This window comes from Micromonospora sp. NPDC048871 (assembly GCF_043198155.1).
GTDB lineage: Bacteria > Actinomycetota > Actinomycetes > Mycobacteriales > Micromonosporaceae > Micromonospora.
Genome location: NZ_JBICUM010000003.1, coordinates 256,134 through 280,485 on the forward strand (window position 1 = coordinate 256,134; position 24,352 = coordinate 280,485).

The 24,352-nt window shown below is 69.6% G+C and carries 22 protein-coding genes, 1 tRNA gene and 1 riboswitch; of the genes, 10 read left to right on the plus strand and 13 right to left on the minus strand.

Annotated features, from left to right (window positions below; all coding sequences use genetic code 11):
* Nucleotides 1–55: 55 nt before the first annotated feature.
* Nucleotides 56–814, plus strand: a complete 759-nt coding sequence (locus ACGFIK_RS10130) for an XRE family transcriptional regulator (RefSeq protein WP_327027329.1) — start codon at nt 56–58, stop codon at nt 812–814.
* Nucleotides 815–902: 88 nt separating this feature from the next.
* On the plus strand, nt 903–1,331 hold the full coding sequence (locus ACGFIK_RS10135) for a hypothetical protein (RefSeq protein WP_327023443.1): 429 nt from the start codon (nt 903–905) through the stop codon (nt 1,329–1,331).
* Nucleotides 1,332–1,610: 279 nt separating this feature from the next.
* Here the strand turns inward: ACGFIK_RS10135 and ACGFIK_RS10140 are convergent, their stop codons facing one another.
* Together ACGFIK_RS10140 and ACGFIK_RS10145 are read right to left on the minus strand one after the other, a co-directional pair.
* Complete coding sequence (locus ACGFIK_RS10140) at nt 1,611–2,015, minus strand: hypothetical protein (protein ID WP_327023444.1); 405 nt, start codon at nt 2,013–2,015, stop codon at nt 1,611–1,613.
* The gene (locus ACGFIK_RS10145; protein ID WP_327023445.1) at nt 2,012–2,326 is read right to left on the minus strand and encodes a hypothetical protein; all 315 of its coding nucleotides are present in this window, start codon (nt 2,324–2,326) and stop codon (nt 2,012–2,014) included. Before ACGFIK_RS10145 ends, ACGFIK_RS10140 begins: the two co-directional genes overlap by 4 nt.
* An 83-nt stretch (nt 2,327–2,409) precedes the next feature.
* On the opposite strand from ACGFIK_RS10145, the gene ACGFIK_RS10150 reads away from it, so the two are divergent.
* Nucleotides 2,410–2,880 (plus strand): hypothetical protein, encoded by a 471-nt coding sequence (locus tag ACGFIK_RS10150; protein WP_393338828.1) that lies wholly within the window; start codon nt 2,410–2,412, stop codon nt 2,878–2,880.
* A gap of 406 nt (nt 2,881–3,286) precedes the next feature.
* Nucleotides 3,287–5,368, plus strand: coding sequence for a multicopper oxidase (locus ACGFIK_RS10155; protein ID WP_327023447.1), 2,082 nt, complete (start codon nt 3,287–3,289; stop codon nt 5,366–5,368).
* A 171-nt stretch (nt 5,369–5,539) separates the two neighbouring features.
* Here ACGFIK_RS10155 and ACGFIK_RS10160 read toward each other — a convergent pair.
* A tRNA-Gly gene (locus ACGFIK_RS10160) sits at nt 5,540–5,613 on the minus strand.
* Between the two features lie 214 nt (nt 5,614–5,827).
* Between ACGFIK_RS10160 and ACGFIK_RS10165 the strand changes: the two genes are divergently transcribed.
* On the plus strand, nt 5,828–6,844 hold the full coding sequence (locus tag ACGFIK_RS10165) for a zinc metalloprotease (RefSeq protein ID WP_327023448.1): 1,017 nt from the start codon (nt 5,828–5,830) through the stop codon (nt 6,842–6,844).
* A gap of 67 nt (nt 6,845–6,911) precedes the next feature.
* On the opposite strand, the gene ACGFIK_RS10170 is transcribed toward ACGFIK_RS10165, so the two are convergent.
* Entirely contained in the window at nt 6,912–7,457 is a 546-nt protein-coding gene (locus tag ACGFIK_RS10170) for a pyridoxamine 5'-phosphate oxidase family protein (protein WP_327023449.1), read from the minus strand.
* Between the two features lie 75 nt (nt 7,458–7,532).
* Here ACGFIK_RS10170 and dcd point away from each other — a divergent pair, with 75 nt between their 5' ends.
* Nucleotides 7,533–8,111: a dCTP deaminase gene (gene dcd, locus ACGFIK_RS10175; protein ID WP_013730777.1), complete on the plus strand. Its 579-nt coding sequence runs from the start codon at nt 7,533–7,535 to the stop codon at nt 8,109–8,111.
* Nucleotides 8,112–8,113: 2 nt separating this feature from the next.
* Here dcd and ACGFIK_RS10180 read toward each other — a convergent pair whose 3' ends face one another.
* The 4 genes from ACGFIK_RS10180 to ACGFIK_RS10195 form a co-directional block, all read right to left on the minus strand.
* On the minus strand, nt 8,114–9,100 hold the full coding sequence (locus ACGFIK_RS10180; protein ID WP_327023450.1) for an NlpC/P60 family protein: 987 nt from the start codon (nt 9,098–9,100) through the stop codon (nt 8,114–8,116).
* A 67-nt stretch (nt 9,101–9,167) separates the two neighbouring features.
* A riboswitch (cyclic di-AMP (ydaO/yuaA leader) is annotated at nt 9,168–9,301 on the minus strand.
* Between the two features lie 173 nt (nt 9,302–9,474).
* Complete coding sequence (locus ACGFIK_RS10185; RefSeq protein WP_393338999.1) at nt 9,475–10,473, minus strand: NlpC/P60 family protein; 999 nt, start codon at nt 10,471–10,473, stop codon at nt 9,475–9,477.
* Between the two features lie 268 nt (nt 10,474–10,741).
* Nucleotides 10,742–12,937, minus strand: coding sequence for a (Fe-S)-binding protein (locus ACGFIK_RS10190; RefSeq protein ID WP_327023451.1), 2,196 nt, complete (start codon nt 12,935–12,937; stop codon nt 10,742–10,744).
* A gap of 281 nt (nt 12,938–13,218) precedes the next feature.
* Nucleotides 13,219–13,482 (minus strand): cell division protein CrgA, encoded by a 264-nt coding sequence (locus tag ACGFIK_RS10195; RefSeq protein WP_327023452.1) that lies wholly within the window; start codon nt 13,480–13,482, stop codon nt 13,219–13,221.
* Between the two features lie 223 nt (nt 13,483–13,705).
* Between ACGFIK_RS10195 and ACGFIK_RS10200 the strand changes: the two genes are divergently transcribed.
* From ACGFIK_RS10200 to ACGFIK_RS10215, 4 genes are read left to right on the plus strand one after another with little or no spacing between them, the layout of a single operon-like run.
* Complete coding sequence (locus tag ACGFIK_RS10200) at nt 13,706–14,503, plus strand: DUF881 domain-containing protein (RefSeq protein ID WP_327023453.1); 798 nt, start codon at nt 13,706–13,708, stop codon at nt 14,501–14,503.
* A 54-nt stretch (nt 14,504–14,557) separates the two neighbouring features.
* A complete protein-coding gene (locus ACGFIK_RS10205) occupies nt 14,558–16,345 on the plus strand; it encodes a class E sortase (protein WP_327023454.1) in 1,788 nt (595 codons plus the stop codon).
* Nucleotides 16,345–16,647, plus strand: coding sequence for a hypothetical protein (locus ACGFIK_RS10210; RefSeq protein ID WP_327023455.1), 303 nt, complete (start codon nt 16,345–16,347; stop codon nt 16,645–16,647). Before ACGFIK_RS10205 ends, ACGFIK_RS10210 begins: the two co-directional genes overlap by 1 nt.
* Nucleotides 16,648–16,652: 5 nt before the next feature.
* Nucleotides 16,653–17,303, plus strand: coding sequence for an aminodeoxychorismate/anthranilate synthase component II (locus tag ACGFIK_RS10215; protein ID WP_327023456.1), 651 nt, complete (start codon nt 16,653–16,655; stop codon nt 17,301–17,303).
* A gap of 81 nt (nt 17,304–17,384) precedes the next feature.
* Here ACGFIK_RS10215 and ACGFIK_RS10220 read toward each other — a convergent pair whose 3' ends face one another.
* From ACGFIK_RS10220 to ACGFIK_RS10240, 5 genes are read right to left on the minus strand one after another with little or no spacing between them, the layout of a single operon-like run.
* On the minus strand, nt 17,385–18,056 hold the full coding sequence (locus ACGFIK_RS10220; RefSeq protein WP_327023457.1) for an ElyC/SanA/YdcF family protein: 672 nt from the start codon (nt 18,054–18,056) through the stop codon (nt 17,385–17,387).
* Nucleotides 18,057–18,085: 29 nt separating this feature from the next.
* Nucleotides 18,086–19,921, minus strand: a complete 1,836-nt coding sequence (pknB, locus tag ACGFIK_RS10225; protein WP_327023458.1) for a Stk1 family PASTA domain-containing Ser/Thr kinase — start codon at nt 19,919–19,921, stop codon at nt 18,086–18,088.
* The gene (locus ACGFIK_RS10230; protein ID WP_327023459.1) at nt 19,918–21,360 is read right to left on the minus strand and encodes a protein kinase; all 1,443 of its coding nucleotides are present in this window, start codon (nt 21,358–21,360) and stop codon (nt 19,918–19,920) included. The genes pknB and ACGFIK_RS10230 overlap by 4 nt, the downstream gene beginning before the upstream one ends.
* Nucleotides 21,360–22,865, minus strand: coding sequence for a penicillin-binding protein 2 (locus ACGFIK_RS10235; protein ID WP_327023460.1), 1,506 nt, complete (start codon nt 22,863–22,865; stop codon nt 21,360–21,362). The genes ACGFIK_RS10230 and ACGFIK_RS10235 overlap by 1 nt, the downstream gene beginning before the upstream one ends.
* The gene (locus ACGFIK_RS10240) at nt 22,862–24,349 is read right to left on the minus strand and encodes an FtsW/RodA/SpoVE family cell cycle protein (protein ID WP_393338836.1); all 1,488 of its coding nucleotides are present in this window, start codon (nt 24,347–24,349) and stop codon (nt 22,862–22,864) included. Before ACGFIK_RS10240 ends, ACGFIK_RS10235 begins: the two co-directional genes overlap by 4 nt.
* Nucleotides 24,350–24,352 lie beyond the last annotated feature (3 nt).

Consider the following 24,352-nt stretch of genomic DNA (forward strand, 5'->3'; position numbering starts at 1 on the left):
TACAACGATAATCTGGCTGTTTGTCCGGCGACATTTAGGCGACATGCCGCTATGGTTGGCGCTCATGACCGTCCCGAACACCGCCCTGCGTGCCGTCCGCACCGGGATGCGCATGAGCCAGGACGACTTCGCCCGCGCGCTCCAGGCCGCCGGCCACCGCGTCGGCGAGCCCAACGACGCCAACAAGAGACTCGTCCAGCGATGGGAGTCCGGCGCGATCACCGCGCCACGACCGGTCTACGCCCGCGCGCTGGAGGTCGTCACCGGCCTACCCATCTCGCTGCTCGGTTTCGCCGCCGTGCCCAACGAGCACGTAGCCGACGATCAACACGGTGGCCACGACCTGACATCTCCCATGTCCGACCTGGCCACGCCGACGCCAAGCGCCAGAGCATCCACGGTCCACAGGTCCTACGAAGGTGTCTGGCTCAGCCGCTACCAGTACCACTCCAGCGGCCGAGGAGACTCCTTCGCCGGGCAACACTTCCTGGTCATGCTCCAGCACGGCGACCGACTGACCGCGCGTAGCCTGCCCGGCTCGGCGTCATCGTCTCTGTCACTCGATCTGACCGTGGACGGTGCCGTGGCCACCGGAACGTGGGTCGAGCAGACCGACCCAGCCGGCTACTACCGGGGCGCCCGCTATCACGGCGCGATCCAACTACTCGCCGAGCCCACCGGTCGACGGATGGCCGGAAAGTGGGTCGGATTCGGCAAGGACATGGACGTCAACACCGGCCCCTGGGAACTCATCTTCCGTGACGCCTCCACCTCGAAGGCAACGCTCGACCGGTACAACACCGCAGCTGAATAGCGCGTGGTCGCCGTAGCCAGCGGCCTCACGCGGCCCCGATAACACTTGCTTATCGCCCGTGCACGGTCCGACGATCTACGCTGGCGGCATGTCGAGCATGGCCGATGCTGCTGCGGGCCGCCCGCCGCTTTTGCGCACCGTCGCCGCCGCCCAGTTGGCGCTGATCGTCGCCTTCGCCATCGTCGCAGCCCTCTGGCTCGGCCGGATGGCCGCCGCCGAGGTGGGCCCAGCGGAAATGCAGACAGGGGCGTACGACCCGAAGGACCTGATCCCGTTCGGAATGCACGGGTGGAACCCTTTCCTGTGGCTGTACGGAATCACCTCGCTGCTCTATCTCGGCGGCTTGGCCAGCCCGCTGCTGGCGCTCTACTCGGCGGCGCTGCTGGCGTGGAAGCGGCACGAACTGCCACGGCGGTCTCGGGTCCTCCTGCTGGCCGGGATCGTGGGCGGGGTGGCGGTTACCGTGCTCCGCTTCATTCCGGCTGGTGCCGACTTGCAGGCGTGGTGGCTCGACTGAGGGCATCTCCTCATCGGCGATTCCTCATCGGCGATCGGCACCAGATGACCGAGGCCGGGTGGAGTGGGTGCACAGAGCGCTGTCGAGCTGAGGGCTCAAACGGGTCACCTGCCGCTGATGTGGCGGGTACGGGCTCGGCGTCCGCCTGGTTCGCCCGTCATGGCCGCCGCGATGGCGCTGCCGCCTGATAGCACCACCGATTCAGCTCGACAGCGCCCACACATCCAGCCCCAAGCCTCTTCCGACCCCTCACGGATCAGCCGCGAGCCAGCGCCCCGGTCACTGATTCGGCATGTTGTTGATCGGCAGGCCCTCGCCGTAGCGGTGACCCTCCCCGGTCAGAATCTGCGCCCCGTACTCCAGCGACGCCAGCACCGTCGTGGCCAGGTCGACCCGACTGGTCATTCCCAGCCAGTACGACAGCTCCAACCAGTCCTCGCCCCACGTGGGCAGCACCGCGCAGGCATCCATCGCCAGCAGTGTGTGGAGGTCCTTCCGGTCCTTCGAATCGGCCACCAGCTTCAAGGCTTCGGCCACGGTGACGGCGGTGACGCCGAAGCGCTGCCGGTCGGTGATGACCTCGCCTACTGGCTCTACGGCGTGGATCGATCCTGCTACGTACGCCAGCAGCGCCGAGCGGTCCAGCACGAGCGTGACCGGGGGCAGTTCGTCCTCGGGGCTCACGCGGCCGACGCCGACTGGTCCCCGTCGGCCTGCTCCTGCTCCATGTGCTGGCGGGCCCGCTCGCGGACCGACGCGAATCGCTCCGCAGGCCACTCGGCCTGCACCGCGTACCGGCGGGCGCGGGCGGCGGCCATGCCCTCCGAGGTCACCGTCACTCCACGGCGAGCCTGCTCGTCACGGAACTGCTCCCACGCCCTCTGGGCGCGCACGGCCCTGGTCACGTAGGCGCTCGCCTTGCCCGGGCCCTGCTGCTCCAACGTCTCAGCCACATCCTGAGGGACGGAGATCGACAGCTTCTTCACCGTGGTCATACCGATCAGCGTACTCCGGTAGTACCGTCCTGGCGCCCCGCAACACCCGGCCGCAGAGCGGCCGTACGGCAGACTCGGGCCTTGTGCCAACTCAGCCGCTGATTCGCACGGTTCGCTTCGAGATCGGTCCGTGGGGCCAGGCTCCCGACCCGGCACGCGAGTTATTGCCGTACGTCGACAATGTGAGCCTGGTGGACCTGGTCTCGGACTTCGAGCGCGCGGCCGGTCACGATGTGCCCGGAGCATATGCCGGGATCGTTCACGATCACTTCAACTTCGGCGACCTGGATGCCTACCTCACCGGACGATCGAACTCCGCCTACCGCGGGAAAGGTGTGATCGCCCTACTCGGTTGCGACTGCGGCGAGGTCGGCTGCTGGCCCCTGGAAGCCCAGGTGATCACTACTGAGGAATCGGTGATCTGGCGCGGCTTCTCCCAGCCCTACCGGCCCCAGCGCGACTATGGGGACTTCGGTCCATTCGTGTTCCGTCGAAACCAGTACGAACAAGCAGTTCGCGGGGCGGTGGCCGCCAGCCTTCGCCCATCCCCCTGACAGGTGCCACGGAAGACGTGCCACCAGGTGGTGCCCGGACAGGTCAGGTCCGGCCCGGACGGTGACAGGTCATCGGTCAGGGTGACGGTCCCGCGCGACCTTCGCACCCGTTGTCGCGTCGATCAGGCCGAGGCCGTCCAACGAGACACCATCAACAGGTCGACGTCGGTCTCCGGGTGAACACCGAAACCGACCCCTTGCAGTCCACCCGGAGTCCGGCCCTCGTCGGCACGCCGGCCACACCCCGCCTTGGGCCATGGCTCTCCCGTCTGAAGCACGCGGCTGCGGACTTCGGGCTTCGGCAGGAACCAGTGACGAGTTATCCGCTTCCTCGCCTGAAGCCCCGCCCCTGGTACTAAATTCGCCTTCATGCCCACCCCGGACAGCACGGCATGAAGGAGACATAGTGATCTCGCGAAGGCAGTTGCTGATCGCAGGTGCTGGCAGCGCAGCCCTGCTGGTCGCTCCGCGTGGGGCATGGGCGGCGCCCATTCGGCTGGCGCAGCCGATACTCGATCCCACGACCATCCAGAAGTACGTGACGGAGTTGCTGATCCCGCCAGCCATGCCACCGGCGCACAAGCACGGCAAGCACAAGATCGAGGAATATCTGATCGGGGTGCGGCAGTTCTCGCAACAGGTCCTGCCACCGGGTCTGCCAAGCACGACGGTCTGGGGCTACGGCTCGGCCGTGCACAAGGGGACTTTCAGCTTCCCGTCGTTCACGATCAACGCTCGGGTGGATCACCCGGTGCGGGTGACCTGGATCAACCAGCTGGTCGACAAGCGGGGGAAGTTCCTGCCGCACCTGCTGCCGGTCGACCCAACCCTGCACTGGGCCAACCCCCCGGGCGGGATCGCCGGACGGGACTCCATGCCCACGTTCACCGAGACGCCCGGCCCGTACATCGGTCCCGTGCCGATGGTCGTCCACCTGCACGGCGGGCACAGCCGGGAAGAGAGCGATGGGTACCCGGAGGCGTGGTATCTGCCGAGAGCGAAGAATATCCCCGCCGGCTTCGCAACGGTGGGCAGCTTCTATGACGAGTTCCGGCGGAAGTTCGAGCGGCGACACGGGATCAAGTGGAAGCCGGGGACCGCCACCTTCCACTACGACAACGACCAGCGAGCGACCACCGCGTGGTTCCACGATCACACCCTGGGCATGACCCGGCAGAACGTGTACGCCGGCCCGGCCGGCTTCTACCTTCTCCGGGGCGGCAAGTCGGACCTGCCCCCCGGTGTCCTGCCCGGTCCCGCCCCCGCGATCGGTGACAAGCCTGGCACCCGCTACTACGAAATCCCGCTGGCCATCCAGGACCGGTCGTTCAACCCGGACGGGTCGCTCTTCTACCCGGGCACGCGGGCGTTCTCTGGCGACTGCACCAATCCGGCCGACTACATCCCGAATGGCGACGTGCCGCCGATCTGGAACCCCGAGTTCTTCGCGAACACGATGGTGGTCAACGGGCGGACGTGGCCAAAGCTCAAGGTCGAGAAGCGACGGTACCGGCTGCGCCTGCTCAACGGCTGCAACTCGCGCTTCCTCGTCCTGAAGATCGCGGCGAACCCGACAGCCCCGCGACCTGCCGCCGTGGCCCTGCCGATGTGGCTGATCGGCACCGACGGCGGCTTCCTGCCCAAGCCGGTGCGGCTCGACCAGATCCTGCTCGGCAATGCCCAGCGGGCGGATGTGATCGTGGACTTCACCGACGTGCCGGCTGGCACTGAGCTGTTCCTCATCAACGAGGGGCCGGACGGGCCGTTCACCGGCGTGCCTGCCGACGACGGGTTCGCGGACGTCAACACGACCGGACAGGTGATGAAGTTCGTCGTCGGGCCCCGGATCGGTGCGGACAAGAGCGTCCCGCCGGATCAGCTCCGCCTGCCCAAGTTCACACCCCTGGGCACGGCGACCAACACCCGCCGGCTCTCGCTCAACGAGCAGGTTTCCTCAACCGGTTGCGGTCCGATCGCGGCCCTGCTCGGCACCGTCACGGCCGGCGGCACGGCCGTACCGCTGCGGTGGGACGATCCGATCACCGAGAACCCGACACTCAATTCCACCGAGATCTGGGAGCTCGACAACCGGACGATGGACGCGCACCCTATCCACGTCCACGAGATCCAGTTCCAGGTGGTCGGCCGCGGAGCCGACGGCAACCAGCCGCCGAGCGCGCAGGAGAGCGGCTTCCTCGACACCGTGATCGCCCTGCCGGGTGAGATCACCCGGATCAAGGCTTTCTTCGATCTGCCCGGCCGCTACGTGTGGCACTGCCACATCCTGGAGCACGAGGACAACGAGATGATGCGGCCGTACCTCATCGGGTGGCCGAAGGGTGGGCCGGCTACTGGTGACGGTGGTCGCGCCAGTGGCCCCAACGTGGCGGGCGCCATCGCCGGAGCGGTGGGGCTGTCCGCCGCCGCCATCGGCGCTGCCGCGCTGGCGGCCACCTCACGGAAACCGGACACAGCCACCCCGATCTAGTCCCGGTGCATTCCGGGCCTTGCACTGCTCGCTGATCTCCTCGCGGACGGGCTCAGCGAGCAGTGCAAGAAGGGGCGGGATCGGGCACGTAGCGGGCACGGCAAGCCCAGGAGGTGACCGGAACGAATGAAGCCCAGGTCGGGAACATGTCCTGACCTGGGCTTCTGTACGTGGAGCGGGTGACGGGAATCGAACCCGCACTGTCAGCTTGGGAAGCTGATGTTCTGCCATTGAACTACACCCGCAAGCGGGACCACTGTACCTGAGTCGACCGGCCTGGTGCACCCAGGCACCCCGATCGTCCTCCGACCGCCGGGCCGACCCACGGACCGGCAAGAAGTTTCAGGCCGGCAACATATGCCCATTCTCAAATCTATCGATGGGTTGTAACGTCTGCCTCACGTTTTCCGCACGGCGCGACACAACCCCCCGGTCGCGTCGACAGAAAGAGGTGGGCTTATGGGACTCCGTCCCGTCCTGCTGCACCGGCGCCTCGCCGGTATCGCATCGACGTCGCTGGCCGTGACGCTCGGCCTGGTAACGGTCGGCGCGCTGCCGGCCGCCACCATCTCCGCCAGCCCGGCGATGGCCGCCGGGCACGCGCACGCGCACGCCGACGAGGAGTGCGCCGACCCGACCGGCAGTGCGGCCCGGGTCCGTGATGGCGGCGTCCTCGCGCACGACCCGAACGAGTTGACCAAGAGCCAGGTCCTCCAGCGGGAGGCCGAGTTCGCCGACCTGCTCCAGGAGCGGGCCAAGCGGGTCGGCCAGCGTTCCCTCGGCACCCAGGCCGCCGCCGCGTCGGTCACCATCCCGGTCGTGGTGCACGTGATCCGCAGGGACACCACCCGGGCCGGCGGAAACATCCCCGACTCGATGATCCAGTCTCAGATCAACGTGCTCAACCAGGCCTTCAGCGGGGCGTCCGGTGGGGCGGCGACCGCCTTCGCCTTCCAGTTGCAGAGCATCAACCGGGTCACCAACACCTCCTGGTACCCGATCCGGCAGGGCACCACCGCCGAGCGGCAGATGAAGACCCAGTTGCGGGTCGGCGGCAAGAACACCCTGAACATCTACCTGGGGGCGCTGAGCAACAACCTGCTCGGTTGGGCGACCTTCCCGCAGCGCACGCTCAACAGCATGGACGGGGTGGTGGTGCTGAGCGAGTCGCTGCCCGGCGGCACGGCCACCAACTACAACCAGGGCGACACCGGCACCCACGAGGTCGGTCACTGGCTGAACCTGTACCACACCTTCCAGGGCGGCTGCTCCGGCTCGGGTGACCAGGTCTCGGACACCCCGGCGGAGGCTTCCCCGGCCAGCGGCTGCCCGACCGGTCGGGACACCTGCTCCGCCCCGGGCCTCGACCCGATCACCAACTTCATGGACTACTCGTACGACTCCTGCATGTACCAGTTCACGGCGGGCCAGGCCAGCCGCATGATCAGCGCCTGGAACACCTACCGAGCCGCCTGACGCGAGCCCTTCGGCACGTACCGCCTCCGGTGCCGGTCCCGTTCGACGGGGCCGGCACCGGCTGGTGTCAGGCCGCGCAGCGGGCGCGGCGGGCGGAGTGGGCCGCCAGGGAGGCGGGCCGCTGGGCCTGGGGGGCGGTGGTCGCCGGGTCGAGCCAGACCTGGACGGCCGGCACCCCGCCGTGCTCGCCGGGCACCTCGGGGTTGGCGTGCCCACGGCGGCTGAGCATCGCCACCTCGATCGTGAACTCGAACAGCCGCCAGTCGACCTGGGGCGCGGCGCGGGCGGCGAGCGCCAGGCGGGCCACGGTGGCGTCGTCCGTCACCGGCCAGGCCCGACCGGCGAGGTATGCCTCGTCGTCGCTCTCCTCGGGCGGGAAGGAGTGCAGGGCGTAGCGCCCGTCGCGTTCCAGGTCACGCCGCTTCGGAGAGTCGATCACGAAGCAGTAGAGACCGTCATCGGTGATCACCGGGGAGACCGGGTGCACCCGGGGCCCGCCGTCGGGGCGGACCGTGGCCAGGTAGCCGAAGCCCGGGCCGTACTGCTGCATGAGGAGGCGGATCGCGTCGGCGAGTCGGGGCTCGTCGGCGGCGAAATCGGACCAGGAAGCCATGCCGACATCTTATCGAACATACGTTCTAGTCAGGTAGCGCGACACGCAGGTCAGCCATATCGGTATGGTGTGGCGATGCTGCTCTCCGACCGCGACCTGGTCTCCGAGATCAAGGCGGGCACCCTCGCGCTGGAGCCTTTCGAGCCCACCTTGGTGCAGCCCTCCAGCATCGACGTACGCCTGGACAAGTTGTTCCGGGTCTTCAACAACCACCTCTACACCCACATCGACCCGGCGACCCGGCAGGACGACCTGACCTCCCCGGTGGAGGTGCCCGACGGCGAGCCCTTCGTGCTGCACCCGGGCGAGTTCGTGCTCGCCTCCACCCTGGAGGTCATCTCCCTGGGTGACCAGCTCGCCGGTCGACTGGAGGGCAAGTCAAGCCTGGGTCGGCTGGGTCTGCTCACCCACTCCACCGCGGGCTTCATCGACCCCGGCTTCTCCGGGCACGTCACGCTGGAGCTGTCCAACGTGGCGAACCTGCCGATCACCCTCTGGCCCGGCATGAAGATCGGTCAGCTCTGCATCTTCCGGCTCTCCTCGCCGGCCGAGCACCCGTACGGGTCGGCCGTCTACGGTTCCCGCTACCAGGGCCAGCGCGGCCCGACCCCGAGCCGGGCCTGGCAGAACTGGCGCACCTGGCCGACCCGCTGACCTCAGCCGGGCCGACCGAAGCTGTGGACGGGGCTGCTCTCCATCCGTTTCATCTTCACCGGCTGACCGGCGCGGGAGGCGTGCACCACCCAGCCGTCGCCGACGTACATGCCGACATGGTGCAGATCCCGGTAGTAGAAGACCAGGTCACCCGGGCGTAGGGCGCTACGGGCTACCGACCGGGTCACCTGACGCTGCCGGGCCGCGTTGTGCGGCAGGGCCACCCCGGCCCGCGCCCACGCGGCGAGCATCAGACCGGAGCAGTCGTACGCGTAGGGTCCCTCAGCACCCCAGGAGTACGGCTTGCCGATCTGGGCGCAGGCGAACTTCACCGCCACCCCGGCCGCCCCGCCCGGATAGTCGGCCGGACAGGGCGCGGGCCGCAGCGGGCCGCCACCACCCCGGCCGTACGCCCGCAGTCGCAGCCGCTGCAACCGGTCGATCTCGGCGTCGATCTGGCGTCGCTTCCCCGCGAGTGCGACCTCCGTCCGGGTCAACTCGCCGATGGCCACGTCCAGCCGGGCCTTGGCGGCGGCGAGTTCGTCGCGTAGCGCGGCAGCCTGTCGTACGGCCTGCTGCTGGTGGTGGGCGTACCGGTCGAGCAGGCCGATCTGCTCCACGGCCTCGCCGGGGGATCTGCTGCCCAACAGCGCGTTGACGGCACCGACAGTGTCACCCATGTACGCCCGTGCCGCCAGGGCGCCTACCTGGCTCATCGCCTCGTCGACCTGGCGCTGGAGGGGGGCGATGCGGGCGGCCAGGGAGTCCGCCTCCCGGCGCTTGCCGGCCAGATCCTGCCGGGTGGCGTTGTGCCGTTCGATGAGTGGTTCCAGCCGGTTCCAGTCCGCGTCGATCCGGCGCTCGATGGCGTCGACGGACGGGTCGGCGTGGGCCGCCGTGGCGCCGCCGGTGAGGATGACGGCGGTCGCGGACAGGGCGGCTAGTGCGGTGGTGCAGCGGTACCAGTGAGATCGCGGCGCAGCCGTCACCGGGCCGGGCGTCATCGCCCGGGGGGACGGTGGCCGCGGGGCATGGTGTGCCACCGGGCTCCCAACTCCTTCTTCCCCATACCGCCTACCGGGTTAGCTGACGGGTTCGGGCGGGAAGGGGGCGCCCTACCGCGCGGATCGCGGATTCACCCCGGGTACCTGGGTCCCCGGCTCGCACAGGCGACTCGGCGGTGTCGGACCGTCACCGCCCCGGGTGGGCTGAACTGCCATCGGGCCGACAATTGCCCAGCTTAGGGACGACCTCCGTCGATACACAACAGATCCACGCCGTGACGCAGGGTGTCCAGATCCGACACAGAGCAGGGCCCCCGATCTCTTGACCGGGGGCCCTGCCGATGTTCCTGTGCGATCCCTCAGCCGGGTCGACGGAAGCCGGCGATCGGCATGGTGGTGATCGGAGAAACGTTCACCGGTTTACCCGCTCTGGGCGCGTGCACCATTTGATTGTTGCCCAGATAGAGGCCGACGTGACTGAGGTCACTGCGGAAGAAGACCAGATCGCCGGGGCGGGCTTCGGCCCGGGAGATGGCCTTGCCCTCGTTCCACTGCGCGCCGGTGAAGTGCGTCAGGTAGATGCCGGCGGCCTTGTACGCGTACTGGGTGAGGCCGGAGCAGTCGAACGAGTTCGGGCCGGTGGCACCCCAGACGTACGGCTTGCCGACCTGGGCGCAGGCCACCCGGATGGCGGTCCGGGCCGCCTCGCTGACCACCCCGTTGATGGTCGGGCAGTTGGTGGTCTTGACCGTGGTCACCGGCAGGGACCGCTCAAGCTGCTTGATCTTGGTGTCGATCTGCTTCTTCTTCGCCGCCAGCTGCTTTTCCTTGGTTTCCTGGTCGGCGATCAGCGCGTCGAGCTTGGCCTTCTGGTCGTCGTACTTCTTGCGGACCTTCATCACGCCCTCGAGCTGCTGCCGCTCGTACGCGGCCAGCCGCTCCAGCAGGGCCATCTGCTCGCCCAGCATGTCCGGCTTGGCGTTCAGCAGCACCGCCCCGAGTTCCTGGGAGGGCCCGTTGACGTAGTACCGGGAGGCCAGGTCGGCCACCCGGTTCATGGCCAGCTCGGCCTCCAGGGCCAGGGGCTGGATCTTCTTCTGCAGGTCGCTGGCCTTCTTGCGGTTGACCTTCAGCTGCGACCGCACCTTGTTGTACTGCTCGATGGTGGGCTCAAGCTGCTGCCACTGCTTGTCGATCTGGCGCTCGATCTCCTCCACGGAGGGTTCCGCGTACGCGGGGGCGGCGATCAGGCCGGCACCGACCGCGGCGGCGGCCACCAGCACGACCAGGCGGTGCGCAGCTCTCCGTAGGCCACCTGGACGACGCGGCCATCCGGGCACAGGACGATGGAGGGGCATGGTTGCCACCGACAGCGACTCCTTTGCAGCCGACCGCCGGGCGTCCCGCGAGCGGTTGAGGGGCGAGACAGACGACCCGCGGCGGTCGGTGCCCAACATTAGGGAAGGCGCGGTGTGGAATCAAGGCGACCAACGGTCGATTCACGTTTGCGCAACCAACCGCACACAAAGGGTGTCGATCATTTCGTTATAGTCACGCACGTCAATTAGAAAAATGAGGTACGGCGGGCCACATCGGCCCGCCGTACCTCGTACGGTCACGTGCTGGTCAGCCGGCGACCGGCTCGCTCTCCTCGACGCCCCGACCCTGCTCGGGCCGGACCGACCGCAGTAGGACGCTCGCCACATCGACCACCTCGACCTGCTCGCCGGCGCCCTTGCCGTTCACCCCGTCGGTGAGCATCGTCGAGCAGAACGGGCAGCCGACCGCGATGGTCCGCGCCCCGGTCGACATGGCCTCCTCGACCCGGTCCACGTTGATCCGCTTGCCGATCCGCTCCTCCATCCACATCCGGGCGCCACCGGCACCGCAGCAGAAGGAACGCTCACTGTTCCGCGGCATCTCGGTGATCTCGGCGCTTACCGCGCTACCCAGCACCTCGCGCGGCGGGGTGAAGATCCGGTTGTGCCGCCCCAGGTAGCACGGGTCGTGGTAGGTGACCCCGCCGTCGACCGGCTGCACCGGGGTGAGCTTGCCGGTGGCGACCAGGTGGGCCAGCAACTGGGTGTGGTGCACCACCTCGAACTCCCCGCCGAGCTGGCCGTACTCGTTGCCCAGGGTGTTGAAGCAGTGCGGGCAGGTCGCGACGATCTTGCGCTTGGCCTTCTCGCGGCCCTCGAAGGCCTCGTTGAGGGTCTCCACGTTCTGCTGGGCGAGCATCTGGAAGACGAACTCGTTGCCGATCCGGCGGGCCGGGTCACCCGAGCAGGTCTCGCCCTCACCGAGGATGGCGAAGGAGACCCCGGCCTCGTTCAGCAGGGTGGCCACCGCCCGGGTGGTCTTCTTGGCCCGGTCCTCGAAGGCACCGGCACAACCCACCCAGAACAGGTACTCGAAGTCCTCCACCTCGCCGACCCGGGGAACCTCGAAGTCCAGACCCTTGGTCCAGTCCTCCCGGGTGTTCTGCGGGGCACCCCAGGGGTTGCCCTTGTTCTCCAGGTTGCGCAGCATCACCCCGGCCTCGGAGGGGAAGCTGGACTCGATGAGCACCTGGTAACGCCGCATGTCGACGATGTGGTCGATGTGCTCGATGTCCACCGGGCACTGTTCGACGCAGGCGCCGCAGGTGGTGCAGGACCAGAGCACGTCCGGGTCGATCACACCGCCGGCCTCGGCGTCGCCGATCAGGGGCTTGTCCGCCTCGGCCAGGGCCAGCACGTCTAGGTGGGCCAACTGGGCCGCGGTGGCCTTCTCCTCACCGGTGAGGTCCTTGCCGCCACCGGCCAGCAGGTAGGGCGCCTTGGCGTACGCGTGGTCGCGCAGGCTCAGCACCAGCAGCTTCGGCGACAGCGGCTTGCCGGTGTTCCAGGCCGGGCACTGCGACTGGCACCGGCCGCACTCCGTGCAGGTGCTGAAGTCCAGCAGGCCCTTCCAGGTGAACTGCTCGACGTGGGCCACCCCGAACTGGTCGGACTCGGGGTCGGCCTCCTCGAAGTCCAGCGGCTTGCCGTCGCTCATCATCGGCCGCAGGGCACCGAGACCGGAGCCGGCCGATCCGGGCTTGCGCTTGAAGAAGATGTTGGGGAAGGCCAGGAAGCGGTGCCAGGCCACGCCCATGGTGACGTTCAGCGAGATCACGATGAGCCAGGTCATCGAGATCGCGATCTTGATCAGGGCGGCCACGCTGACCCCGGACTCCCAGTCCGGCAGCACCGAGCCGACCGCGTGGCTGAGCGGGGTGGCCCAGGTCGGGTACTCGAAGTGGTCCGTGGCCACCTTGAAGCCCCGGATCAGGAAACCCATGATCAGTACGGCGAGGACGATCGCCTCGACGAAGTAGCCCTGCCACATCGTCGACCCGGTGAACCGCGACCGGCGACCGGCCCGGTTCGGCCGGTTGGCCACCCGGATGCCGATCAGCACCAGGATCCCGACGATGCCGAGGATGCCGATCCACTCGGTGACCAGACCGTAGAGCGCCCACCCGCCGACCAGGGGCAGCCCACCGGTCGGGGAGACCACCTCGAAGTAGGCCTCAAGCACCAGCAGCGACAGCACGATGAAGCCGACCATCACCACCCAGTGCGCCGCGCCCACCACACTCCAGCGCAGCATCCGGGTGTGCCCGGCGGTCTCCGCGAGCATGGTCTTGGTACGGCCGGCCTTGTCACCGAACCGGGACGGGTCGGGCTGACCCAGCCGGATCACGGCCGTCATCTGCATGACCGCGCGTACCGCAAGCCACACCGCGACAGCGGTGATGGCGGCCGCGAGGATCGTGGTGACGATCTGGACGCTGCCCATCGAGTTGGCCTCCCGGTCTGCTGCCTGGCGAGCGGCTAGGCGACCGGAGCCCGGGTCATAGGTGCGTACGCGATCTCAACCGCTGCCGCACCTGGAACCGGACCCGCCGATGACCTTCCCGCTCGGTCATGCAGTGCAGCCTACGCGCAAGGTTACCCAGCAGTAACGTGAGTCTTCTCGCACCTGGGCCGCGCCGCCCTGCGCACACCTTAGGAGGCGATCGCAGCAGCCGCACGGCCGGGGCTCGACACGTCACCGACCGTAGTCGGAGGACCCAGGGGTCAGCGCCAGCGGGAAAGCAGGATCAGGGAGCCGACCATGGCGCCGAAACCCACCGCCAGGTTCCAGTACCCCAACTCCATGACGGGGTACTCCTGCTCGGAGAGGTAGTAGACCACCAACCAACCGATGCCGAAGACGATCAGGGACACGGCGGTGACCGGCAGCCAGATCGGGCTGGGCTTACGCGTCGCCGCTGTCGCCGTCGGGCGGACGTCCGTGGGCGGGGTGTACACCTTCTTCTTACGGACCTGAGACTTGGGCACGACGCTCTCCAGAGGGGTTACGACCTCGTCCGGCCTGCAACCGGGCGCGAGGGCGACGGTCCATGGCCAATAATGTTCGAGAGCTAGCGTAGTCCGGAAGCCCCGCTCAATCCACGAATGGGGCCAGACCCGTTGCCGGACGCCCCGGCAGCGGACGGCGGAACAAGGGCCGTCACGACCGTACGGGTACGGTCGCCGGAGCCGAGGACAGGGGGAGACGGTCGTGGAGTACACGTCCGGCGCGGCCTCGTGGCAGAAGGTGCTGCGACGCCTCGTCGCCGGCCTGCTGCGGCGTGGACGGCGGCGACGTCCTGGCTGGTCAATCGGGGTACCGCTGATCGCCGCCGCTGCTGGCCTGCTCTTCACCACCACGGCTACCACCGCCGGCGGAACCGCCCTGCGCGAGGACCGCCGCCCTCAGCTCACCGAGTTGATCGAGGGCCGCAGGGACCGGGTTGCCGCCAACGAGCAACTGGCCGCGACCCTGCGCCGGGAGGTGGAAAATCGTACGAACGACCTGGCCAACTCGGACACTCCGATCAAGGAACAGCAGGAGCGGGCCGCCGAGAACCTGACCGCGGCCGGCTTCACCGCCCTCACCGGGCCCGGGTTGACTGTCGAACTCGACGACGCCCCACAGCTCAGCAAGCTCCCCGAGGGAGCCAGCAACGACGACCTCGTCGTACACCAGGGCGATGTGCAGGCGGTGGTGAACGCGCTCTGGGCCGGCGGCGCGGAGGCCATGTCAATCATGAATGTCCGCGTTCTGGCTACCAGCGCGGTACGCTGCGTGGGTAACACCCTGCTGCTGCATGGCCGGGTGTACTCCCCACCTTTCAAGATCGTGGCAATTGGCGATCCCGGCGCGCTTCGGCAGGCCCTCGCCGCTTCCGAGGGAGTCCGGTGGTTCAGGAACGCGGTGGAAAACTACCAACTCGGATACTCCGAGCACGCCTCCACGGTCACCGTGCCCGCATTCGAGGATTCCACCACTCTGCGTTCGGCGACCGTGCCGGAGTGAGGCCCTCATGAGCAAGCGGATCGCCGAGCAGAGGGCCGGGGCCGAAGCGCCGTCATGAGTGAGCGTCCCCAAGGTCGACACCACGACCAGGCTGACGAGGCCACCGCCTTCCTGCCTAGGATCGAACGCACCGAGCCGACCCCGCCGCCCCCGGTCCGCCCGGCTGGTGCCTGGCCCGATCCGATGCCGCCGCGTCCGTCCACCCCGGCGCGCAGCGAGGGCGCGGCGCAGGTCACCGGAGTACCCCTGCCCTCCGGGCAGCCGGACATTCCGGTCGGGCCGACCCCGTGGCGGACGGCCTTCGAGCCCAGCCGCCCCACCGACCAGGGCACCCAGCGCAGCCAGCCGCCGACCGGGCAGCAGCACCAGCGTCAGCCACCCCCAGCCGCGCAGCAGGACCGCCAGTCACCGCCGACCGGGCCGGGCTTCGGACCACCGGCACCGGCCGGGCCTCGGGCGGTACCGCCACCGCAGGCCCCGCCACAATCCCAGGCCCCACCGCCCGGGTACCGCTCCCCGGTGGAGGTACCCGCCGCCCACCAGCAGCCCCCCAGCGGTACGCCGGCGCCGCAGCGCCCCCAGAGCGGCCCATCGGCACCGCAGGGCCCGCAGCCGCCCATCGGCCACCAACGGCCCACCACGCCGTACCGCCCCGACGAGGGTGGCGCTCCGCAGCGTCCCGCCCAGGACCCGGCTGGTTGGTCTGCCGAGGGCCCGACCGCCCTGATCCCCAAGATCCAAGACTCTGCCACCGGCCCGACCCCGCCAGGGTCCCACCAGCGGCCCGGCGCACCGTCGAACCACCCGGCAGGACCCCACCAGCAGTCCGGCCCGGTGCCGGCGGGGCCTCAAGCGGCGGACCAGCAGCGAGCGGCTCGGAGCGGGCAGCCGCCGCAGAACGGACCGAACGGGACCGATGAGGCGGCCACCGCCCTGATTCCGGCCGTCAACGGCGTACGGCCGGGGGCTCCGCCCGCGACGGACTCGACCGCCCTGATGGGTGCGGTGCCCCGGCCACCGAAGGTCGACCAGCCCGAGGGTGCCGACCAGCCCAGCGAGCCGCCCAAGCCTCGTCGGGGCGACCGGGTGGTGCAGTTGCGACCGGAGCAGACCGGCGAGGGCTACAAGAGCGTCTACTCCGAGCTGACCCGGCCCTCCTTCTGGTCCCGGCTCCGCACCGGCCTGCGGTTCGGTGGCGAACTGCTGATCACCTTCGGCCTGGTGGTGTTGCTCTTCGCCGGGTACGAGATCTGGGGTAAGTCCGCGATCGTGGACGCCCATCAGGACGAGTTGAGCCAGCAGTTGGCCCAGGCCTGGGCACCGGAGACCGACCCTACGGTCGCTGCCCCGGCCAGTCCGTCCGCCTCCGCCTCACCCAAGCCGCCGGTGCAGGGCAAGCCCATCGCCGGTCTCTACATTCCGAAGTTCGACAAGGAATGGGTAGTGGTGGAGGGCGTGACCCAGAAGGACATCCGGTACGCCCCGGGCCATTATCCGGACAGCGCCCTGCCGGGTCAGGTGGGCAACTTCTCCGTCGCCGGGCACCGCAACCGGGCCACCTTCTGGCGGCTGGACGAGCTTCGCAAGGGCGATCCGATCGTCGTCCAGGACCGCGACCAGTGGTACGTCTACCAGGTGACCGAGAATCTGATCGTCAAGCCGCACCAGGTCGAGGTGGTGGCCCCGGTTCCCGGGCGACCCGGGGCGAAGCCGACGAAGAAGATGCTCACCCTGACCACCTGCAACCCGAAGTTCGACAACTACGAGCGCCTGATCATCCATGCGGAGTTGACGCGTACCCAGTCCAAGGACCAGGGGCGCCCGGCTGAGCTGGGGACCTGATGTACGCCTGGATCTGGCGCAAGCTGCCCTTCGGACTGCCCGGCAAGCTCATCGGCAGTCTGCTGCTGGTGACCACGGCGGTGGCCCTGCTCTGGTACGTGGTCTTCCCCTGGGCCGGACCGCTGCTCCCCTTCACCGGCGAGGACGTGCAGGTCACCCAGCAGGACTCCGAGATACCGGGTGCCCCGGGTGAGGTGGAGCCCGGCACCGAACCCGGCGAGGAGGCCCCGCCGGGCGACGAACACGACCTGCCGTACGACACCGAACGGAACAACACCCCACCCCCTGACGAGGACGAGTGAGACCGATGCGCGTCCTGGTGATCGACAACTACGATTCCTTCGTTTTCAACCTGGTCCAGTACCTCGGCCAACTCGGCGTGGACTGCGAGGTACGGCGCAACGACGAGATCGACCTGGCCGAGGTGGGTCGACTCGGCCGGGCCGGGGTGCTGCTCTCGCCCGGTCCGGGTAGCCCGGATCGCGCCGGCATCTGCCTGGAGGTCATCCGCGAGTACGCCGGCAAGCTGCCCATCTTCGGGGTCTGCCTGGGCCACCAGGCGATCGGTGAGGCGTTCGGTGCCACCGTCACTCGGGCCCCGGAGCTGCTGCACGGCAAGACCTCGCAGGTCCACCACGACAACTCCGGGGTCCTCGCCGGGCTGCCCGACCCGTTCACCGCTACCCGTTACCACTCCCTGGCGGTGCTCCGCGAGACCCTGCCGGAGGAGTTGGAGGTCACCGGCTGGACCGAGTCCGGCATCGTGATGGCTATGCGGCACCGCACCCTGCCGATTGAGGGCGTCCAGTTCCACCCCGAGTCGGTGCTCACCGAGGGCGGCCACCTGATGTTGGCCAACTGGCTGGCCACCTGTGGTCACCGGGAGGCGTTGGACCGCGCCCCGGAACTGGCCGCCGAGGTCGACGCCCGCCGCCTGGCCGCCTTCGCCACCAGCTGAGCAGCACGGCCGGGGTCAGCCGAGAGGGCGGGAAGATCCGCCGCGGCGTGGTCTACGGCCGACCAGGCCCATCTGCCGCTCTCAGCGGGTCAGCGCGTCCCTGACCCCGGGGTGCGCCGGGGAGTCGACTGCGGCGGGGCGGTTCCGGATCGCGTCCCAGGCGGCCTTGCCGCTGGCGAAGTAGTCCCGTACCGCCTTCTCCGCCAGCAGCCCCGCCCCGCAGCCGGAGCAGCGGGCCGGCACCCCGTCGGCCTCCACACCGAGTTGCCGGCAGAGGGTCACCGCCCGGGACAGGTGGTAGGACTGGGTCACGATCAGGGCCCGCTGCACCCCGTACACCTCCCGGGCCCGGCGGCAGCTGTCGTAGGTGTCCAGGCCGTAGGGGTCGGCGACGACCCGCTGCGGATCGACCCCCAGCCGCTCGGTGAGGTGTGCGGTCATCGCCGCAGTCTCGTCACCGGAGGCCCCGTTCCCGTCGCCCGAGACGAGTACGACCCGGGCCCGTTGCCGGTGTATCAGCTCGGCGGCGGTCTCCAGCCGGCCCGCCAACCGGATGCCCGGCTGACGTCCTTCCTCGGTAACCGCCGTACCCAGGACGATCACGACCTCCACGGCCGGGGCCTCGTCGACGGCATGACGGTGGCCGTACGCGGTGGCGGTCGTCCACATCCAGGGCAGGCTGGTGAGCAGGAGGACGATCAGCCCCAGGAGGGCCACCCGGCGCACGAGTCGCCGCCGACTCACCCCGCCCATCGGCGACTCATCCGGCTTGTCGGGCCCGCTCAGTCGACGGGTAGGCGCAACGGCGGGACGCCCGGCCAGAGCTGACCGGTGTCGCCACTGCCGCCACCGCTGCCACCACCGTCATCGTCCGGCGGCGGGGTGGTCGGCTCCCCGGTCGGCGGGGTCGGGGGCGCAGGCTCGTCGTCCTCCGGCTCCGGCACCGAGACGAAGATGGTCACCTTGCTGCCCTTGGTCCGCTGGCTGCCGGCGTTCGGGTTCTGGTCGGTCACCCGGCCGGCCCGGTCGGCGGGTACCTCCGGGCCGATCTCCACATCCACCTTGAAGCCGGCGTTCTCCAGTTCCCGCTTGGCGTCGGCCTCGGTGAGGTTCTCCACGTTGGGTACCCGGACCACGTTGCCGTTGGAGACGGTCAGGGTGATCACGGTGTTCTCGGCGACCTTCTCGCCTTCCTTGGGGTCGACGTCAAGCACCAGGCCGGCGGCGTCGGCGCTGTCCTTCTGCACGACCTTGACCCGGAGCTTGCGCTCCTCGATGCGGGCCGTGGCGCTTTCGACCTTGCTGCCGACCAGGCCCTCCGGAACGATCGCCTCCGGCTTGCCGCCGCAGAGCCGCACGGTGACCGTGCTGTTCGGGGCGACCCTTTCTCCGGCGGGCGGGGTCTGGGTGGTCACCCGGCCCTTGCGGCAGTCCGAGGTGAACTCGTCGTCACCCCGCACCGGCTGAAGGCCGTCCGCCTCGATCCGGGCGAACGCCTCCTGCTGGGTCATCCCAGCCAGGGTGGGGACCGGCACCTCCTCGGCCGCCTTGTCGTTGAGCAGCAGCGCGGCCACCAGGGCGATCACCGCCAGTACCCCGAGGGCGGCGAACATGGCGATCAACCAGGACGAGGCACGCCGCTGACGAGGGTCGCCCACCCGGGCCGGGATCTGGCGGGTCTGGGTGGCTCCCGCCGAGGGGTAGCCCGGGCCACCGGCCGCGGCCATCGGCACGGTCTCGTCCTCGCGCAGCACCGGGGTGGCCATCACCGGCCGACCCGCCGCCGCCCGGAGCAGGTCCGCGCGCATCTCGCCGGCGCTCTGGTAGCGGTTGAGCGGGTTCTTCGACAGCGCCTTGAGCACGATCGCGTCGACCGCCGGGTTGACGTCCGGGTTGATATCACTCGGGGTCGGCGGGGCCTCCCGGACGTGCTGGTACGCCACACTGACCGGGCTGTCACCGACGAAGGGCGGATGCCCGCAGAGCAACTCGAACAGCACACAACCGGCGGCGTACACGTCGGAGCGGGCGTCGACGGCCTCGCCACGGGCCTGCTCCGGGGAGAGATACTGCGCCGTACCGATGACCGCACTGGTCTGGGTCATCGTGGTGGCGCCGCTGGCCAGGGCACGGGCGATGCCGAAGTCCATCACCTTGACCTGGCCGGTCTGGGTGAGCATCACATTGCCGGGCTTGATGTCGCGGTGGATGATGCCGTGCCGGTGGCTGAAGTCCAGGGCGGCGCAGATGTCGGCGCAGATCTCCAGGGCCCGCCGGGGTTGCAGTCGCCCCTCGGCGCCGAGCACCTCCTTGAGGGTGCGCCCGTTGACGAACTCCATCACGATGAACGGCAGGGTCTCGCCGGTGGGTGCCTGTTCCTCACCGGTGTCGTAGACCGCGACGATCGCCGGATGGTTCAGGGAGGCGGCGTTCTGGGCCTCCCGACGAAACCGCATCTGGAAGGTGGCGTCCCGGGCGAGGTCCGTGCGGAGCATCTTGATCGCGACGTCGCGGCCGAGCCGAAGGTCACGCCCCCGGTGCACCTCGGCCATGCCGCCATACCCGAGCAGCTCGCCGACCTGATACCTGCCACCGAGCAGGCGGGCCTGCGCTGTCATCGCGTCCGTCGTCCTTCGCTCGTCATCGTCTCGTAGCCCGCTCGGGGCTGATCCAGTCGACGGTACGCCGTCCGGGCCGGATCGTCTCGTCCGTCGGGCCCCAGCGCGCCGGACGTCACCGACTGCACGGACCCCACTACCGGCATGCCGCTGTTGATGCTGTCCTTCAGCCTGTAGGAAACCACGCCCGAACAGACCACGACCAGTGTGCCCAGCAGGATCGCCAGGAACACCATGCCGGACCGTGACCGCCTGGGCGCAGGCCGTGACTGACCGCCCTGCGGAGCGTACGCCGGGGGAACCGGGGCCGCACCGCGTGGATAGCCGGTCACCGCCGGTGCGACCGTCGTCGGACGGGGCTGGGCGACCGGCTGCCGCCCGGCGACCGGCAGGTGGCCCGCCGCCGGGGGCCGGTTGATGGCCGGCGGCCGGGGTGCGGCGGGCGAGTGGGGGGCAGCCTGCGGCCTGGGCGCGGCCGGTGAGTGCGGGGCGGCCGGTGGGCGGGGCGGCTGCGGCGCCGGCACCTGGGCCCGCCCGGGAGGGGATGCCGCCGGGCGCCCCGGGGCCGGGGAGGCCGGCGCCGCCGAGATGGGGGCCGACCCACCGGAGCGCGCCTGCCGGGACAGGGCCGCCTTCAACTGCCGGGCGGCTCCGGCCAGCATGGCGGCGCTGGCCCAGCGGTCCTTCGGATCCTTGGCCATCGCCCGCTCGACGAGCGCGCAGACCTGCGGCGGGATGTCCGAGGGCAGGGACCGGGGGGTCTCCCGGACGTGCCGCATGGCGATGTCCAGGGGGTTGTCGCCCTCGAACGGCCGACGCCCGGCCAGACACTGATAGGCGACCACCCCGAGGGCGTACACGTCCGAGGCGGGGGTGGCCACCTGACCGGTGGCCTGCTCCGGCGAGATGTACGAGGCGGTGCCGAGCACGGAACCGGCCGCGGTGAGCTGACCCACCAGCTCGGAGCGGGCGATGCCGAAGTCGGTCAACACCAGGGTGCCGTTGGGGCGGACCAGCAGGTTGCCGGGCTTCACGTCCCGGTGCACGATCCCCTTGACGTGGGCGGCGTGCAGGGCGTCGGCGGCCTGCGCGACCAGCGCCATGGTCCGGGCCGGGGTTAGCCGACCGACCCGGCTGAGGGTGGCCGACAGGGGATCACCCTCGATGTACTCCATCACCAGGAAGGCGATCTGCTGGTCGCTGCCGAAGTCGTAGACGTCGACCACGCCGGGGTGGTTGATCGTCGCCATGGTCCGGGCCTCGCCCCGGAACCGCTCGGCGAAACCCGGCTCGTCCAGCAACGCCGGGAGCAGGCTCTTGACCGCGACCGTACGCCCCAGCACCTGGTCGGTGCCGCGCCAGACGTCACCCATGCCGCCGCTGGCGATCCGCTCGTCCAGGCGGTACCGGTTGCCCAGCTGTACTCCCGGACTGAGCATCAGCGCCCCCCGGGGTCGGCGATGGCGGCGCGCATGATCTGGCCGGCGATCCGGGCGGCCTCGGCGCTGCCGCCGCTGCCCGCCTCCTCCAGCACGACGCAGACCGCCGAGACCGGGTTGCCGTCGGAGTCCAGTGCGAAGCCGATGAACCAGCCGTGGTCGGGCCGGTCCGGCGCGGACTGCGCGGTACCGGTCTTGCCCCCCACGGTGTACCCGTTGATCTGGGCGTTGCGCCCGGTGCCGTTGCGCACCACGCTGACCATCATGTCCCGCAGGTCGCCGGCGACCTGACCGCTGACCGAGCGGCGCAGCTCGCGCGGGTTGGCGGTGTCGTAGACCGTGGTGCGGTCCGGCGCGAGCAGCTGACGCACCAGGTAGGGCCGCATCTGGCTGCCGCCGTTGGCGACCGCCGCAGCGATCATGGCCCCTTCCAGGGGGGTCATCCGCACGTCCCGCTGCCCGATGGAGGACTGGGCCAGCGCGGCCGGGTCGGGACCGCCGTCCGGGTTCTCCATGCTGCCGGTACGGCTGGCCGCGACGCCCTGACCGCCCTCACCGAGCCGGCCCACGGTCAGGTCCTCCTGCTCGAAGCCGAAGTCCTGGGCCTTCTTCTTGATCACGTCGGGGCCGAGCTGCACCCCCAGCTTGGCGAAGCCGGTGTTGCAGGAGTCGGTGACCGCCTTCATCAGGGTCACCTCCGCCTGGGGGCAGATCGAGGGCGCCGCGTTGGTGATCGACTGACCGGAGGTGGGCGGGGTGTAGCTAGGGCCTGCCGAGATGTTGGTGTCCTTGCCGATGCCGTTCTCCAGCGCGGCGGCGGCCACCACGATCTTGAAGGTGGAACCGGGTGGCAGCACCTCCGCGAGGGCCCGGTTGCGCAGCGGACGGGACCGGTCCTGGTCCAGCTTGTTGTACGCCGCCACGGCCTCGTTGGTGTTGTGGCTGGCCAGCGGGTTCGGGTCGAAGCTGGGCATGGAGACCATGGCCTGCACGGCCCCGGTACGCGGATCGATCGCGATCGCCGCCCCCTTGCTGGCCCCCCGGTTGTTGTTGCGCAACTGGTCGTACGCGACGTCCTGAGCACGCGGGGAGAGGGTTAGCAGCACGTTGCCACCGGCGGTGCGGTTGCCGGTGAACATGTCCTTGATCCGGTTGGCGAAGAGCTTGTCGCTGGTGCCGGCCAGGAAGTCGTTCTCGGACCGCTCGATGCCGGTGTCGGCGAGGTTGACCGGCTTGTAGCCGAGGACATGGGCGTACTTCGCCCCACCGGGGTAGGTACGCAGGAAGGTCAGCTTGCCGTCGGTCTCCTTGCTGACCGCCAGGGCGGTGCCGCCTGCCTCGATGTTGCCCCGGCGACGCTCGTACTCGGCCAACTGGACCCGGGTGTTGTAGTCGCTGGTGCGGTACTCGTCGGCCTTGTACCCCTGAACCCAGTTCAGGTTGGCGAAGAGCAGACCGAACAGGACGATGACGACGACACCGACCCGGCGCAGGGGTGCGTTCACGGCTTGATCACCTCCGTGGGGGCACCGTGCAACTGCTCCGGCGGGCCCCCGGTCGGTCGGTTCACCTTGCCGCCGCCGGTGACCGGCCGACGACCGGCGTCGGAGACCCGCAGCAGCACCGCGATGAGCAGCCAGTTCGCCATCAGCGAGGAGCCACCGGCGGACAGGAAGGGGGTGGTCTGGCCGGTCAGCGGGATGAGCTTGCTGATCCCGCCGACGATCACGAAGACCTGCAACGCCAGGGTGAAGGCCAGGCCACCGGCGAGCAGCTTGCCGAAGGAGTCCCGCACCGCCAGGCCGGCCCGCAGTCCTCGCTCCACGATCAGCAGGTAGATCACCAGCAGGGCGGTGAGCCCGAACAGGCCGATCTCCTCACCGATCCCGGCGAAGATGAAGTCGTTCTGCACCTCGGGCAGCTCCGTCGGCTGGCCGCCGCCCGGCCCGGCCCCGAACAACCCACCGGTGCCCAGGGCCAGCAGCCCCTGCACCAACTGGTAGCCCTCGTCGTACGGCTTGGCGAAGGGGTCGAGCCAGATCTGCGCCCGCACGTAGAAGTTGGCGAACGGCCCACCGATCGCCTCGCCGAGCACGTACGCCAGGTAGGCGCCGCCGAAGAACAGGACCAGACCGATGAGCAGCCAACTGACCCGTTCGGTAGCGATGTAGACCGTCGCCACGAACATGCCGAAGTAGAGCAGGGAGGTGCCCAGGTCCTTCTGGAAGATCAACACCAGCAGGCTGATCACCCAGACCACCACCACCGGACCCAGGTCACGGCCGCGCGGGAAGTCGATGCCGAGGAACCGGTGACTGGCCAGCGAGAGCACCTCGCGCTTGCGGACCAGGTAGTAGGCGAAGAAGGCCAGCAGGGCCAGCTTGGCGAACTCGCCGGGCTGGATCGAGAAGCTGCCGATGCGGATCCAGAGCTTCGCGCCGTTGACCTCGGAAATCCGGTCCGGCAGCACCGCCGGGATCATCACCAGCACGATGCCGGCCAACCCCAGGGTGTACGCGTACCGCGAGATCGAACGGTGGTCGCGTACCAGGACCAGCAGGCCGGCCGCGAGCAGCACCGACAGCAGGGTCCAGGCCAGTTGCCGACCACCGATACCAGCGAAGATGGCCAGGTCGGCCCGCTCCTCCGGGTCGGCGTAGGCCAGGTCCAGCCGGCGCAGGAAGCCGACCCCCAGGCCGTTGAGCAGCGCCACCGCCGGCAGCAGGGCCGGGTCGGCGTGCGGGGCCAGGAACCGGATCGCCACATGGATGCCGAGGAACACGGCGGTGAGCACCGCGGCCGGCACCCAGAAGTTCGGGGTGACCGTGTCGAGCACGTTCGCCTCGACCATCGCGCCGTACGCGGCGACCAGCACCATGGCCAGCAGCAGCAGCGACAGTTCGGCGTTGCGTCGGGACCGGGCCAGGCGTACGCCGGGTCGCTCGCCCGCGTTGGCGGGCGAGGATGCCGGAGTGGCCGCTGCGGTCACGAT

Excerpts from the sequence above, each read along its gene's own strand:
- ACGFIK_RS10205 (WP_327023454.1), top strand. The coding sequence starts at position 14,558 with ATGAGTGAGCGTCCCCAAGGTCGACACCACGACCAGGCTGACGAGGCC.
- ACGFIK_RS10210 (WP_327023455.1), top strand. The coding sequence starts at position 16,345 with ATGTACGCCTGGATCTGGCGCAAGCTGCCCTTCGGACTGCCCGGCAAG.
- dcd (WP_013730777.1), top strand. The coding sequence starts at position 7,533 with ATGCTGCTCTCCGACCGCGACCTGGTCTCCGAGATCAAGGCGGGCACC.
- ACGFIK_RS10190 (WP_327023451.1), bottom strand. The coding sequence starts at position 12,937 with ATGGGCAGCGTCCAGATCGTCACCACGATCCTCGCGGCCGCCATCACC.
- ACGFIK_RS10135 (WP_327023443.1), top strand. The coding sequence starts at position 903 with ATGTCGAGCATGGCCGATGCTGCTGCGGGCCGCCCGCCGCTTTTGCGC.
- ACGFIK_RS10215 (WP_327023456.1), top strand. The coding sequence starts at position 16,653 with ATGCGCGTCCTGGTGATCGACAACTACGATTCCTTCGTTTTCAACCTG.
- ACGFIK_RS10220 (WP_327023457.1), bottom strand. The coding sequence starts at position 18,056 with ATGGGCGGGGTGAGTCGGCGGCGACTCGTGCGCCGGGTGGCCCTCCTG.
- ACGFIK_RS10185 (WP_393338999.1), bottom strand. The coding sequence starts at position 10,473 with ATGCCCCTCCATCGTCCTGTGCCCGGATGGCCGCGTCGTCCAGGTGGC.
- ACGFIK_RS10230 (WP_327023459.1), bottom strand. The coding sequence starts at position 21,360 with ATGCTCAGTCCGGGAGTACAGCTGGGCAACCGGTACCGCCTGGACGAG.
- ACGFIK_RS10165 (WP_327023448.1), top strand. The coding sequence starts at position 5,828 with ATGGGACTCCGTCCCGTCCTGCTGCACCGGCGCCTCGCCGGTATCGCA.
- ACGFIK_RS10145 (WP_327023445.1), bottom strand. The coding sequence starts at position 2,326 with ATGACCACGGTGAAGAAGCTGTCGATCTCCGTCCCTCAGGATGTGGCT.
- ACGFIK_RS10170 (WP_327023449.1), bottom strand. The coding sequence starts at position 7,457 with ATGGCTTCCTGGTCCGATTTCGCCGCCGACGAGCCCCGACTCGCCGAC.
- pknB (WP_327023458.1), bottom strand. The coding sequence starts at position 19,921 with ATGACAGCGCAGGCCCGCCTGCTCGGTGGCAGGTATCAGGTCGGCGAG.